This is a genomic window from Streptomyces sp. NBC_00457, from assembly GCF_036014015.1.
In the GTDB taxonomy this organism is placed as follows: domain Bacteria; phylum Actinomycetota; class Actinomycetes; order Streptomycetales; family Streptomycetaceae; genus Streptomyces.
This window is the reverse complement of the sequence record NZ_CP107905.1, coordinates 279,449-292,885: the sequence shown is the minus strand read 5'-3', so window position 1 is coordinate 292,885 and position 13,437 is coordinate 279,449. Positions and strand designations below refer to the sequence as shown.

Below are 13,437 nucleotides of genomic sequence, written 5' to 3'. Positions count from 1 at the left end.
TGAGCAGACGGGCTGCGCAGTCGATGAGTGCGCGCGGACGGGTGCCTCGGGTGGGAGTTGGACGTCGTCGGTCTGGCGGTGCCACCAAGCGGCGGCGGCTCTCTCGCCCAGGGCCAGGTGGTGCAGGTAGAGGCGGTACGCGGAGGCAGGTTGTCCGGCGCCGGCGGCGTACTGCCACCAGTAGCCGAGGACGCGATCATGCTGCTGACCGGCGCGAGGAAGCTGTCCGCAAGTACAGACCCGCGTGGCTGGCCACCCGGCACCGCGACCCGCGACCTCGGCGGTCACCGCGTGCCACGGGCGCCTACATCGTCTGGAGCCCCGAACTCCGCGCGCCCAGGCCATGGTGACCCACGAGCCCGACACGATGACCACGGCCTGCAGCAGCCAGCCCGAAATACCGGCTGCACCCGTGTCATGGACCCCCGCGGTTCCCAGAACCCGGAGCCGGAGGATCTGCTCCGCCACGTCGACGATCAGCCGCGGCCCACGAGCGCGGCACGCCTGTCCCCAGCCAGAGGCGTGCCATCTTCGATCAGGCGGTTGTGTACGCGGCGCAGCAGCCAGCACCTTGAGGTGCCTTGCAGCCGGCCACCACCGCGTTGGTGGTGGTGGCGGCCGGGAGCCGGACATGCCGGGCGGGTGGGGCGGGCCGGGCGGGTGTCTGTGCTGCCGTCAGCGGCGGTTCTTCTTGTGGGTGTCGGGGCGGGTGCGGTCGGTGTCGGGGGTGGCTGCGGCGCCGCGGGGGTTGTCGGGGGCTGGGGTGGGGCGGGTGTCGGTTGGTTTGTGGTGGGCGTGTGGGTGGGTGGGAATGGTGGCGGTGGTGTCGTGGTCGGGTGGGCGCGGGGGGTGGTGCGAGGGTTGGGTGCCGGTTCGTTTCGTTGTGGACTTGCTGCGCGTGGAGAGGTCATGGCGGTTGGTGGTGTGCGTGGGTGTTCCCCGCCCGCCCGGCGGGCGGGGAGCGACCACCAGTCAGCTCAAGGCACCGCTCGGCCTCCTCCCTCAGACTCACAGCGACACGGCACTACGGCAGACCCGCAGCAGCAGCTACCCCCACCGGGACGCCCACCCCGGCACCACCACCGCACCCGGGAGCCACCCCCCAACCAGACACCCAGCACCAAGCCGGCAGAGCGTTTGTTGTGGGGGTGCTGGGGTGGTGGGTGGCGGTGGTTTTCGTGGCCGGTGTCTGCGCCTGTGCTGCCGTGTACTGCTGTGCTCCGCGTCCGCTGGGACGCGTGTGCTGGTGTGGGGGATGGTCTGTGCCCGGTGGGGTGTTGTCCGTCGCCGGGGTCAGGTTCCGGAACCCGGCCGTGCGGGTGCCTGTGGGCAGCCGGCTTCATGAGGGTGCTGGTTCGGCGGTGTTCCGTCGTGCGGTTTGGGTTGTGATGCCGTTATCGGGTGGTGGCCATTTCGGTGTCTTCTGTCTTGTCGGGGGTGTTGGGGGTGTGGGGGGTGTTGGTGGGGGTGGTGTTGTGGGGGCCGCGTAGGAGGATGTAGGCGAGGAGTACGGCCATGATGGCGACGCCTGCCCACATGGACTGCTGCCATCCGTCGACGTAGGACTGCTGTGCGGCGTGGATGAGGTCTGGTGCGTGGGGGCCGGCGCTGGTGGATGCCTCGATGGCGTTGGCGATGCCGTCTTGGGCGGTGTCGGCGGTTTTTTCGGGGATGTTGTCGAGGCGGTCGTCGATGGCGTTGCGGTAGCCGGCTGTGAGGATGGCGCCGAGCAGGGCGACGCCGAGTGCGGTGCCGAATTCGCGGGTGACGTCGTTGAGGGCGGAGGCGACGCCTTGTTTTTCCTGGGGCAGTGAGCGGGTGAGGGCTTCGGTGGAGGGCACCATCGACAGGCCCATGCCGATGCCCATGAGGATGATGCCGGGCAGGATTTTCAGGTAGCCGTCGTCGACGGAGACGAACAGGGCCATGAGGGCGAGGCTGGCGCCGGTGAGTGCGATTCCGGTGGCCATGGTGGAGCGGGGGCCGATGCGTGCGGCCATTTTGGGGGCCACGTTGGCGGATGTCATGATCCCGATGGCCAGGGGCATCAGTGCCGCCGCGGACAGCAGTCCCGACCAGTCGAGCACGGCCTGGAGGTAGGGGAAGAGGACGACTTGGACGCCGCCCTGGACAGCGAAGACGACGACCAGGGTGATCGAGCCGCCGGACAGGCCGCGCTCGCGGAAGAGGCGTACGTCCAGCAGTGCGGCGCCTTGGCGGCGCAGTTCCCAGAACACGAATCCGGCCGCGGCGGTGAGGCCGACGGCGAGGCCGGCCAGGGTCAGAGGCTGGCTCCAGCCGCTCTCGGGTCCTTCCTGCAGGACGAAGATGAGGCCGACGACGGCGACGGTGGAGGTCACTGCGCCGACGGTGTCGAAGGCGTGGGGGGAGCGCTCGTGGGAGTTGGGCACCGATTTCAGGGTCAGGGCCAGGGCCACGGCCACCAGGGCGACGGGCAGGGCGAACAGCCAGCGCCAGTCGGCGACGTCGGTGAGGAAGGCGGAGAGGAACATGCCCAGGACGCCGCCGCCTCCGGCGACGCCGGTCCACACGCCGATCGCCTTGCCGCGCTGCTCCTCGGGGAACGTGGAGGTGATCACGGCCAGGGTGATGGGCATGATCATTGCTGCGCCGATGCCGGCGGCCAGACGCGCGGCGAGCATCAGCTCGGCGGTGGGGGCCAGGGCCCCGGCGATGCTGGCGAGGCCGAAGAGGGCCAGTCCGGCGATCAGCATGGGTTTGCGGCCCAGGCGGTCACCGATCGCGCCGAGCGGCAGCAGCAGCGCGGCCAGGGCCAGGGTGTAGATGTTGATGATCCACAGGACGGTGTCCTGCGAGGCGTCGAACTCGACGGCCATTTGCGTCTGGGCGACGATCAGTCCGGCCACGGACGCGATGACGGCCATCAGCGCTATCGAGACGGCGGTCAGGATCGCGCGCAGCTGACGTGCATCCGGCACGCCCCCGCCGCTCCCGTCAGGGGGTGCCGCCTGTGCAGGGTTCGTACTCATGGATTCCTCTCGAAAAGGGGCGTGCAGGATCGGTGCAGTCGGGTCGGGGTGGCGCCCTGTGGTGCGGCGCGAGCCGTGCCGGCGCCGGCGGTGCCGGCGCAGGGCGGCCGGGGTGCCGGCCTGGGGCGGTCGCGTCGGGGGTGTTTCCCCCGCCCCGGCGCCCCGCCTGTCGGTGGTGGCGGCCCTGCCGGGGCCGAAGCGGCGCCTGATGGTGTCGGGCAGCTCCTTTACCGGCAGGTTCGGGCCGTCCAGGCCCTGGGTGTGGGCCTGTACCGGGGCTGGGCACTCGCGCGGATGCGGGGGGCCGCGACTGCGCGGTCGGTGCGGGGTGCTCATGCGGTGCGGCCGCCCTGGCTGGTCACCGGCTTCGGGTGCCGAAGCCGGTGACGGGGATGCCGACCGCCCCATCCGTCCCACCTGTCAGACCCGTCAGGCCCGTCGGGCCCGTCGGCCCTGTCAGGCCCGTCAGTGCCGGCCGGCGATTTTTGACAGCCATAAGTAAATGGTAGTCAGTCTCGCTTGAGAGTCGGTGGAGATTGGGTGGAACTCGCCATTCCGCGGCCGGTGGGGGCCGGTGTGGCGCTGAAGGGAGCAGCAGGTCGGCGCCGTCCCGGCGCGCTGTTGGGTGAGGCGGAACCGCGGGATCCTCAACGCCCGCCGCGCCCGCCGCGCCCGCTGTGTGCGGAGTCCGGGCGGAGTCCGGATCGGGGCGGGCCGGCGGGTCGTGGGCTGTGGGGAGTTGATGTCCGCGGACCGGGCGTGGCCCGGGCGTCTTTCGCGGGACGGGGAGGGTCCGCTCGGCCGCCGGCGGGGCGGCCGTGGGCGGGGGGTCTTGTGCCGGCGCCGGCGCAAGGGGGGTCAGTTTTTGGTGTTGCCGTTGACGTGGCGCTGGATGAATTCGTGGGCGAGGTCGCCGAACTGTTCACCGAAGGCCAGGGACCTCTCGGTGGTCTCCCGGAAGTGGACGCCGCCGTCCACCCGGCTCCTGGCGCATGCCTTGTTGAATTGGGTGAAGGTGGCGAAGTGGACCGTGACGTTCTTGGCGGGGGTGATGGTCGGCTCGACCCGTGAGGTGCCGGCGGGGAAGTCGATCGTCCAGTCCAGGTCGTCGGAGCCGAAGTAGCGCCGTGCGGTTTGTGCCGCGGCGGCGCACAGCGAGGTGCTGCCCGAGGGGTATTCCGGGTGGTCGCTGGTGGGCAGGTAGCCGGCCCATTCGTGTGCCGGGAGGTCGTTGACGGTGCCCTTGCCCGGGCCGCCCCAGGCGGTCAGTTTGCTGCGGCCGTACACGTGCCTGACCGCGCTGATGGGCCGCACGGCGTCGAAGGCGGCCTTGTGGTGCCAGGCGGCGATCAGTGTGTCGAAGGTCGCCAGGATGTGCTGGAGCGACCACTGGACCCAGCCGTGCACGCCCATCTCGTTGTTCTGGTCGTGCTTGCGGGCCAGGACGAGGGAGTGGTGCCCGATGCCCCAGAGTTTGTTGTCCATGATCTCGGCGAGGGCTTTGCGTTCGTCGGTGAGGGAGGCGGATGCTTCCACGATCTCGTCCACCGCGCGTTTGTAGGCGCGGGCGTTGGTGTGGTCGCTGTAGCGGGGCGCGGCGAGCTTGAACTGGGCGGGGTGGCGGAAGATGTGGGGCTTGGTCAGCGCGATCTGCGGGGTCACGAAGTGCTGGGCGACGAAGATGCCCATGTCGCCTGGGCCGCCGCCGACGCGGCGGCCGTTGTGGGGGCCCAGCTGCGGCTGCCAGCGCGAGGGGTTGACCAGCTTGTAGGGCGAGTTGACGGGCACGTAGCCGGTGTAGTCCGCCCACGGCGCGGGGTGGTATTTGCGGCCGCCCTCGTGGCCGAGGACGTTCATGCCGTCGTTCTTCAGCGCCTCCCAGGTGGCCCTGGCCGCCGTATTGCCGATACCGACCGGGGTGGTGAGGTTCTCCGACGCGTCGTCGGGGTTCAGGCCGAGCCCGGTCATCAGCTCCCGCAGGCCGCCCGTGAACTGCGGCAGCAGGCGCTTCCAGATGCCGAGCTGGACGTAGAGGGTGGCGATGTTCAGGTTGCGGTTGGTGGCGGACTCGCTGGAGGGGCGGCGGGGGATCTGGGAGTAGATGCCGACCGCGGTCTCGTGGTAGGGCGCCAGCGCGTCGAAGGCCGCCAGCATCGCCACGCGGCTCGTCCACAGGAAGACGGTCACGTCCATCGGGCCGATGAGCGCCAGCCTGCCCTCCTGGCCGACCGGCGCTTCGGTGGGCTGGGACCACTTGACGTAGTTGTCCTTGTCGAGGTCGAAGTCGATGGCGGCCGTCTTCTCGCCGGTGGCGGCACCGGCGGTACGGGAGAAGGCCAGCATGGACAGCGCAGCCGCCGAAGCACCGCCGACCAGCAGCGGCCGGCGGCCCAGCGGGGAACGTAAGCCGGGAGTGTGTCCGGACGTCGTCATGATGATGCTCCTTGTCGGTCTCTCAAAAGGGGAAGGAAGAGGCATGGAGGTGGCATGGAGGGCGGTGCCGTGGGCCCTGTGGGCTTTCTGGGGGCCACAGGAGCGGGAGGAAGGTGAGCGCGGCGGCGGGCTGCGCTGCCGGTGCCCGCCGCCAGACACGCAGGCGGTGCCCCGCAGCGTGCGGCCGAAGAGCACCGACGAGCACCGTGTGCGCGTCGGTGAGTGAGGCCGGCGCCTGCCCGGTCTCGTCCACCGGGCGTCTGCCGGGCGCGGACGCGGGTGTGGCCGGTGGGAGCGGGCGGGCGCCGGGGGAACGGGGCGCGGGCCGGTGAGGGTGTATGGGCTGTCCGGCCGTGTCCGCGGGGCGGCGGACCGCCGGCCTGCCAGGATGCCCGGGTCCCTTGGTCCTGCGCCGGCGCGGCGGCCTGCGTGCGGGCCCCTCGCCGGCTGCCGGTGCGAGGCTGGGCAGCGAGGGTTCCGCAAGCACTACGGCCGCAAGCACTACGGCCGGCCGGCCTTTCGGGGGCATGCATGCCGTGCCTTGGCCGGGCCGTGACGGCGGCCGTGCCGGCGGCGCTGCCGGTGCCGGCCGGGCTGGCCGCACTCTCCGGCGCGTCCTTGGGGTCCAGGCCGGGCGCGGCCAACAGGTTCCGCACGCCCGGCACCTGCTGGTGCGCTCTTGCCCTGGTCACCTGGAGGGGGCAGGCGGACAGGCGGTGTTCATGGTCCGGTTGGTGGGCCCGCCGCAGGGGCGGCGGGGGATTGGGGCGGGCACGCCGGCGGCGGCCGGGTGGCAGGGCGCCACCGCGTCGCGCCACGGAACAAGGACGGCGTGGGCCCTGCAGAGGATGACGGTCCTGTCCAGGGGGCCGGCGATCTGCGCCAGGGCCCGTCCCCTGGGTGTCCTGGTCCTCTGCGCCGGGCCGGGTCCCTGCGGTGTGGCTGCCGGCGCCGGGACCGAAGCCGGTCTGGGGCGGCTTGTCGCCCTGTTGGGCGGCGGCCGTTTCGCCGGTCCCCAGGCTCAGCGCCGCGGCGCCGCCGGCGTCCCCGGGCAGAGGCGACCTGTGCGGTGGTGAAAAGGCTGATACGGGAGCGGGTCTTCGTCCGGATGCCGCCATGGTGCGCCTCCTTTCTTTGAGGAGCTGGATTTCCACCACGTGATGAGGAAACGCGTGCTGACCGGATGGCGGGGTCGCTGTGGCCGGTGTCCTGGCAGGGGCGCCCGTGAAGGATGCGGTCGCAGGCTCCTTTTGGCCTCAGCGGGCTTGAGCTTGTCAGGTACGGGCTTGAGGATGTCTTGGATAACGCTCACATTCCGTTGTCCCCGGTCAGGCGTGCCCGCGATGCTCGTTCAGGGGCGAATTGCCGCCTGCACTTTTCGAACTCGCGCCACGGGCCGGCCCGTCGGCCGGCTGACGCCGGAAACGCGCACCGCCGGCGATCCCGCAGCCAATTCAGTGCTTCCGTGCCAGGGTGTGTCACGATTTCCTGGCCGTGCTGTCCTGGAGACGGAAGATGACACCACGTGTGCCGACAATCCACCCTCGCAGGTGGACACCAATCGGTCAGGCCTTAGGGCGCGAAAACGTCGCACCGGCCGGTCGGGCTGTTTCCTCGATGGCCGTATGCATCTCTTTTCTCAATGCCTTCGGGCATCAAGCACTCCCAGCAGTCGATATCGATCATTCGTTCTAAGGAACCTCGTGTCCGTGACCCTATCAGCCGCCGCTCGAAAGTCACTCGGCATGCATTAGGGAAGGAATCTTCTCGGCATGCCGGCTGCCCGGCGCCTGAATTGCCGGGGTGGCGAAATTCGGGGGTGCCGTGCCCGTGCGGCTGGTCGCAGGTAAAAATAAATGTCAGACCGGCGTCGGTGATTCGCGTACCGGTAGTCCGGGGTTCGGGGTTCAGGTGGGGCGCCGGTTCGGGGTGGATTCGTGGGTGCGCTGCCGGATGGTGAGGCCGGTCATTGCGATGTGGAGGACGGCTTCACAGCGGTGGGGGCGGGTGGCGCGGGCGGGGCGGCGGTGGTGCAGGAGCCGGCCGGCAGTTGCGCTCGCCCTCCGGCGCCGGGGGATCACCGTGAACCCTGTGGCGCCGATCGCGTGGAACGCACCTGGACACCGGTGCCCAGACGGGCGCCGTGGCCGGTGGCTTCGGTGCGATGGCCGGTGCCGGCCCGCGCCTTGGTCACGCGCCTGTGGTGGCGGTCTGTGGGAGCGGGCGGATGCCGCCGGTGGTGTCGCGGACGCCGGCGGCGCTCACCCGGACGGCCGGCAGCAGGCCAGGGTGTCGGCGCCGAGGCGGCGCCCTCGGCCTCCTGTCTTCTGGCCGGCGTCGGTGCCCGGGCCGGCTGCGGGGACGCTGGCGGAGGTCTTGATGCTCCGCGCGTCCACCACGCAGGCGCTCGGCCCGGGGGGGTGCGGCCCCCGGCCTCGCGCACCGACCGGCGCAGGAGGCCGTCGGGTCGGTCGAAGATGCCTTCCTTGTGCCAGGCGGCGACGTGGCCGCAGAGGCGTTTCCCGCCGTGCGAAGCCGGGCGCCGGCACCCGCACGCCGCTCACGTGCGGGGTCCGTTTCCGCGGACGCGCCTGCGCGGGCTCGTACAGGACAGGACAGGACAGGACAGGGCAGGCCGGGCCGGGAGCCGGGTCCGGGTCCGTTTCGTGCTCCCGCCGCGGCCGTCGGATCGAGGACTGCCGCGCGGCGCCGGCCGCTGTGTGGGGCCTGCGGCCCGGCGTGCCTCTTTTGCCGGCGGGGCGGGACTGTGGTGCCGTCTGCCGGGGGGAGGGGAGGGGAGGGGAGGGGAGGGGAGGGGAGGGGAGGGGAGGGGAGGGGAGGGCGGGCCGGCGGGTGGCGGGGTGCTGGGTCCGTCTGCCTGGGGGCGGGGCGGGGTTGGGTGCCGTCCCCGGCGCAGGCGGTGGCGCGGGTGGTGTCATGGGTGGTGTTGCGCGTCCGCGTCCGGGTCCGGGTCCGGGTCCGGTGGTGGCGGGCCGGGCCGGCGGGGTGAGTGTTCCGGGCGTGTGGCCGGTGGGGGGCCGGCGGGTGGGGGTGGGGGTGTCAATGCCTTGCAAAGAACCGTCCAACCGGTATATTTCTTTTCGTTCGTGTGCATGGGTGAGCTGGGCAGCTCAACTCCCTGTGGGGGGTGCGGAGTTGTTCTGGACGGGGGCGGCCGCTTAAGTCTTCGTGCGCCGCGGCTGCTGTTTCCTTGGCTTGTGTGCTGGTCCGTGACTGGGGGAGGTCGTAGATGGTGCGGGGGATGCGGGCGCAGGTGGTGATCGTCGGCGGGGGGCCGGTGGGCATGGTCCTTGCGTGTGAGCTGGCGGGGTACGGGGTGCGGACGGTGGTGGTGGAGTCGCAGCGCGGGGTGTCGCGGTGGCCGAAGGCGACGACGTTGCATGCCCGTACGGTGCAGTGTCTGGTGCGGCGGGGTTATCTCGCCGGGCTGGTGAGCGCGGACCAGGGCGGCGGCGCGGACCAGGGCGGCGGTTCGGCGCGGGTGAGCAGTGCGTTTCATTTCGCGGGGATTGCGGGGCTGGCCATTTCGGCGCCGGCCGCGGAGCCGGAGCCGATCTTGAAGTGTGCGCAGGAGGAGCTGGAGCGCCATTTCGAGCAGCGGGCGCGGGCCGCCGGTGCGCGGATCCTGCGCGGGTACCGGGTGACGGGGGTGCGGCAGGGGCCGGGTGGGGTGCGGGTCACGGCCGCGGGGCCGCGCGGGCGGGTGATCTGCACGGGCGGGTATCTGGTGGGGGCGGACGGGGCGCGCAGTCTGGTGCGGGAGCAGGCGGGTTTCGCCTCCCGGACGTACCCGGCCACCGTGTCGGCGATGGCGGGCGATGTCCGTGTTCAGGGGGCGGGGGTTCTGGGGGCGGGGTGGCATCGCACGCCGCGCGGCTGGATCGTCGCCAAGGACGTGGCGTCGGGTGTGGTGCGTCTGCGGACGCTGAACTGTGAGGGCGCGGACCTTGAGCGGCGTGTGCCGCTCACTGTGGAGGAGCTGCGCCGGGAGGTGGGCTGGATCGCGGGCCGGGACATCGCGATGGGGGAGGCGAGGTGGCTGAGCCGGTTCAGTGACTTCTCCCGGCTGGCGGCGTCGTATCGCAGGGGGCGGGTCCTGCTGGCGGGGGATGCGGCGCATGTGCACTTCCCGATCGGCGGGCAGGGGCTGAGCACCGGTCTGCTGGACGCGGTCAATCTCGGCTGGAAGCTCGCGCTCACGGTGCGCGGCAGTGCGGGCGCAGGGCTGCTGGACACCTATGACGCCGAGCGCCGGCCCGCTGCCCGGCGGGTCATCGACTCCGCGCGGGCCCAGCTCGCCCTGATGCGGCCGGGGCCCGAACTGGATCCGCTGCGGGAGCTGTTCGGGGAGCTGCTGGCCGGCCAGGGGGAGAGCGGTGTGCTGGCGTCGATGGTCAGTGCGCAGGACACGGTGCTGCCGGGGCGCGGCGCGCAGGGCCCGCCGTGGGAGGGAAGGTTTCTGCACAATGTGGGGCTGGTGACCCGTCAGGGTCCGGCCGATGTCATCGGTCTGCTGGGCGGGGGGCGGCCGCTGCTGCTGCTCTTCGGTGAGCGGGGCGCCGGCCGGTATGCGGAGCAGGCCCGGGGGTGGGCCTCCCTGCTGCGGGTGGTGCATTGCGAGCCGGTGCCCCAGCTGTCGTGTGATGCGCTGCTGGTGCGGCCCGACGGCTATATCGCCTGGGCGTCGGGGGCGGGCGGGCCGGCCGCCGCCCTGACGGCGTACTTCGGTGCGGGGGCGGGGGCCGGGGGTGTGCTCGCCGGGGCGGTCAGCTGACCGGTGCCGGCTGCGGCCGGGGGCGCAGGGCCTCCAGTTCGGCCTGTACCGCAGCCCCCCTGCTCTCGGTGAGGTCGACGGCGGCGAGCACGGAGGGGACCACCACGCTGGGCAGCAGGTGCCGCAGCAGGGCGGCGACCCTGCGTGGCAGGTCCTGGTAGTTGTGCAGGGCCTGGGACATGGCCTGGACGCCGGCGAAGGCGCCCACCGCGACGTCGGCGGTCTCGGCCGGGATGACGTGGGGCATCAGTTCGCCCTGGGCCTGGGCCTTTTCCAGCAGTTCGATCCCGATGTCGCTCCAGCGCCTGAAGGGCCCGCTGCGGTCCAGGCCCTGGGCCTGCTGGTCGAGGGCGAGGCGTACGCCGGCCCGGACCATGGGGTCGGTCTGCAGGAGGTAGGCGTGCAGGACCATGGTGTCCACGAACTGCTGTACCTTGCAGGCGCGGTCGGGGATCGGCAGCCGCTGGTCCTGCTCGTGCAGGACGCCCTCGGCGAGGTGTTCCTTCGAGGGGAAGTGGAAGTACAGGGCTCCCTTGGTCACGCCGGCGGTGGCGAGGATCTCGCTGATGGTCGCGGCCTGGTAGCCGTGTTCCTCGAAGGCCTTGGCCGCCGCCGAGAGGATCACCTGCCGGGTCCGGATCGCCCGGTCCTGTTTCACCACGTTCGGCCTCCTTTGTTCGGTGAGCCCCGGAGGCCCAGAAAAAACCGCACAGTTTGTATCTTACAGCCGGTTGGGGGTTCTCGTACCCCCTCCAGCCGTACGGCATTCAATGAGGTGCTCAAAACCGTCGCGGCAGGAAGGCCAAGAGCGTTGAGTGGATCATGGTGTGCCGGGGGGCTGTCCCCCGGCCGGACGGGGGAGGGGCCGCGGTGATCCTGGTGACGGGCGGCACGGGGACGGTGGGGCGTCAAGTGGTGGGGCGGCTTCCGGCCGACCTGCCGGTGCGCATCATGGCCAGGGATCCCGCCAGGGTCACGGGGGCGGCGGCGACGGCGGAGACGGTCGCCGGGGACTACGGGGATCCGCGCTCGCTCGCCCGGGCTCTTGCGGGTGTACGGGCGGCGTTTCTTGTCACCACCCGCGTGGGCGGCGATGACGACGCCCGTTTCCTGCGCGCTGCCGAAATGGCCGGAGTGCAGCGGGTGGTGAAGCTCTCCGCGGCGGCCGTCCTGGACGGGCAGGCGGGTGATCTCATCACCCGGTGGCAGCGTGCCGGCGAGGAACGGCTGTGCGCCTCCGGCCTGGAGTGGACCCTGCTGCGTCCGCGCGCGTTCATGTCCAACTGCCTGTCCTGGGCGGCGTCCGTCCGCGCGGAGGGCACCGTCCGGGCGCTGTACGGGCAGTCGGCCCACGCCTGTGTGGATCCCGCGGACGTCGCGGAGGTGGCGGTGCGGGCGCTGGTGGAGGAGGGGCACGCCCAGCGCGCCTACACCCTGACCGGGCCGCAGGCGCTCACCGCGGCCGAGCAGGCGCGGCAGCTGGGCGAGCTGCTCGGTGTCGCGCTGAGGTTCGAGGAGCTCAGCCCCGGCCAGGCACGCGCCGCGCTGGCCGGGCGCTATCCGGCGCCGGTGGTCGAGGCGCTGCTTCAGAGCGCCGGGCGGCTCAGGGCGGGGGCCAAGGCCGGGGTGCAGGACACGGTCCGGCGGGTGACGGGCCGTGAGGCGGGCACCTTCCGTGCCTGGGCCCAGGCACATCTCGCGGCGTTCGGGCCGCTGCCCGCCTGAGCAGGCACGCGGGCACCGCGCCGCAGGCCCGCGGCCCGCAGCCGCGGGCCCGCGGCGCGCAGAACCCGCCCTCCGGCGGCGCGCAGAACCCGCGGGCCTGCGGCGCGCAGAACCCGCCCTCCGGCCGCGCGCAGAACCCGCCCTCCGGCGCGCAGAACCGTGCCGTCCGGCGGCGCGTAGAACCCGCCCTACGGCGCGCAGCCAGCCGTCCGGCGTGCCCGGGCCCGGCGGCGTGCCGGGCCCGGGCACGGGCGGCGGGTGTCTTAGGCGGGCAGCGGCGCCATGGTCACCGTGGACCGGAAGACGGCCGCCTCGTCCTGGTGGGCGGTCACGAGCACGGACTCCTCGCGGCCCGGGCCGGCCGCGGGCAGGCGGCGCGCTTCGATCACGCACGGTGTGTCCAGTTCGACGTACCGGTGGAATTCACTGGTGACGGCGAGTGGCAGGGAGGCATGTCCCAGGGTGGCGGCCGCGGCCTGGCGGGCGGCTTCGAAGAGCATCATGCCGGGCACGTGGTCGACCATGTGGTCGAAGAGCACCGGGTGGCGGGTGTCCACCCGCAGCTGCCAGCGGTTCGGCGTGCCGGTGGGGGACAGGACCACGTCGGTCGGCGACATGCGCCCGACGGTCTGCGGGGGCACCGGGGCCGTCAGCGCCATCACCGGGGGCCGGGTGCCGTCGGGGACGCGGGCGGCGCGCAGCCGCTGGTAGACCCGGGGGGTGATGCAGGTGTGCGCGCCGCCGCCGGTGGCGGCGAGGTGGCCGTCGCGGTAGATGTCCACCTCGATCCTGAATCCCTGCACCGTGCCGCCGCGCTGTTTGATGTCGCGGCACCTGACGTCGAGTTCGAGCGAGGCGGGTGCCGCGGCGACGCGCAGGTGCCGGGGGCGGACGGCCACGCTGAGATCGCTCACCAGGAAGTGGTGGCCGAGGGGGACCCCGTACTCGGTGTGCGCCAGGAGAATGCCGGCCTGGCGGATCGTTTCGGCAGCGATCAGCGGGTCGTGGCAGCCGTCCACGTTGACGAAGAAGCTGTGTCCGCGGGGCCACTGGGCCGCGAGGCGGAAGCGGTCCTCGCCTGCGCGCGCCCAGTCCGTCAGCATGACCTCGGCGACGCTCGCGCGGTGGACGAATTCCTTGGGGACCGTGGTGGTCAGGGACCGGTAGGGGAGGGCGCCGGCCCCGGTGGCAGTGGTGTCGTTCTCGGTGTGTGCCGCGCCGCGTATCGCGCGGTTCCTGTGGAACGTGCTCGCAGACATGATTCCCCCTGAGCCGCTTTGGCTTGAATGTCAGTGGCGGAGCCTCTCAGGACAGCGAAGATACATACCACCCGGTTTAATTTCTAGAAGGAACGCGGCACTCCGCCCGGTGCGATATGGAACGGTCCATTCCCACATGTGGAGCCGATCATCGGCGGCCTCGGGACCCGCCCGCAACGCGCAGGTCGTCCGCGCACGCCGGGCCGTGTGACGG

Annotated in this window: 7 protein-coding genes; 2 read left to right on the top strand and 5 right to left on the bottom strand. The window is 72.1% G+C overall.

Annotation, left to right across the window (positions count from 1 at the left end; all coding sequences use genetic code 11):
- Positions 1-675 precede the first annotated feature (675 nt).
- The 3 genes from OG828_RS01380 to OG828_RS01370 all read right to left on the bottom strand — a co-directional run bounded on the left by OG828_RS01380 (position 676) and on the right by OG828_RS01370 (position 5,444).
- The gene (locus OG828_RS01380; protein WP_328499792.1) at positions 676-969 is read right to left on the bottom strand and encodes a hypothetical protein; all 294 of its coding nucleotides are present in this window, start codon (positions 967-969) and stop codon (positions 676-678) included.
- Positions 970-1,394: 425 nt separating this feature from the next.
- The gene (locus OG828_RS01375) at positions 1,395-3,011 is read right to left on the bottom strand and encodes an MFS transporter (protein WP_328499791.1); all 1,617 of its coding nucleotides are present in this window, start codon (positions 3,009-3,011) and stop codon (positions 1,395-1,397) included.
- Between the two features lie 858 nt (positions 3,012-3,869).
- Positions 3,870-5,444 carry a DUF6851 domain-containing protein gene (locus OG828_RS01370; protein ID WP_328349296.1) on the bottom strand — a complete coding sequence of 525 codons (1,575 nt, stop codon included), beginning with the start codon at positions 5,442-5,444 and terminating at the stop codon, positions 3,870-3,872.
- Between the two features lie 3,250 nt (positions 5,445-8,694).
- Between OG828_RS01370 and OG828_RS01365 the strand changes: the two genes are divergently transcribed.
- The gene (locus OG828_RS01365; protein ID WP_328499790.1) at positions 8,695-10,239 is read left to right on the top strand and encodes an FAD-dependent monooxygenase; all 1,545 of its coding nucleotides are present in this window, start codon (positions 8,695-8,697) and stop codon (positions 10,237-10,239) included.
- On the opposite strand, the gene OG828_RS01360 is transcribed toward OG828_RS01365, so the two are convergent.
- On the bottom strand, positions 10,232-10,900 hold the full coding sequence (locus OG828_RS01360; RefSeq protein ID WP_328349293.1) for a ScbR family autoregulator-binding transcription factor: 669 nt from the start codon (positions 10,898-10,900) through the stop codon (positions 10,232-10,234). The two genes, OG828_RS01365 and OG828_RS01360, sit on opposite strands and share 8 nt — an antisense overlap.
- A gap of 209 nt (positions 10,901-11,109) precedes the next feature.
- Here OG828_RS01360 and OG828_RS01355 point away from each other — a divergent pair, with 209 nt between their 5' ends.
- Complete coding sequence (locus tag OG828_RS01355) at positions 11,110-11,964, top strand: NAD(P)H-binding protein (protein WP_328499789.1); 855 nt, start codon at positions 11,110-11,112, stop codon at positions 11,962-11,964.
- Positions 11,965-12,227: 263 nt separating this feature from the next.
- Here OG828_RS01355 and OG828_RS01350 read toward each other — a convergent pair whose 3' ends face one another.
- Positions 12,228-13,223 carry a ScbA/BarX family gamma-butyrolactone biosynthesis protein gene (locus tag OG828_RS01350; protein WP_328499788.1) on the bottom strand — a complete coding sequence of 332 codons (996 nt, stop codon included), beginning with the start codon at positions 13,221-13,223 and terminating at the stop codon, positions 12,228-12,230.
- Positions 13,224-13,437: the final 214 nt, after the last annotated feature.